We start from the raw sequence: 518 nt of genomic DNA on the forward strand, positions 1-518 counted from the left end.
CTGAAAGAATAACAGTTCCTCGAACCGATAAAAACACAATCAATAATAATAACAAGCTCACATTCTCAATGCCTGAGCCTGGTTCAAATAGAGTTCTTAGCGTTTCAGAGTTAAGGTGGTGTTTACGAGAAGAAATAACATTAAATACCTATCAAACTGAATTAAATGTTAATCGTGCGTATTTCGGTGATTGCGATCGCTCGTTTCGGTTTATTCCGATCACCTGATCCTGCCGTTTTTCTCTCTTCCTATTTTTACTCTAAGTGATCGGATTGCGCCAGTTTTCTCATCGACTCACCTCCTAGTTCTATTCGATGACTATTGTGTACCAGCCGATCCATTAGAGCGTCTGCGACAGTGGCGTTACCGATCATGTTGTACCACTCCTTTACAGGTAACTGACTGATGACGATCGTGCTGCTGTTTTGGTAACGATCTTCAAGCACTTCTAATAAGTGACCTGCATGCTCTTGGGTTAGCTTTTCCATCCCCCAGTCGTCGAGGATTAGTAGAGCTTT

General features: G+C 42.1%; 2 pseudogenes. One reads left to right on the top strand and one right to left on the bottom strand.

The features are described 5' to 3' along the window. Positions 1-227: pseudogene (locus R7Z49_RS27555) on the top strand (hypothetical protein); the annotation flags it as partial. 27 nt (positions 228-254) lie between these two features. On the opposite strand, the pseudogene istB reads toward R7Z49_RS27555, so the two are convergent. Beyond that, a pseudogene (gene istB / locus R7Z49_RS27560) lies at positions 255-518 on the bottom strand (IS21-like element ISVch3 family helper ATPase IstB); the annotation flags it as partial.

Origin of the sequence: Vibrio sp. 1562 (assembly GCF_033340155.1) — a bacterium.
Classification (GTDB): domain Bacteria; phylum Pseudomonadota; class Gammaproteobacteria; order Enterobacterales; family Vibrionaceae; genus Vibrio; species Vibrio alginolyticus.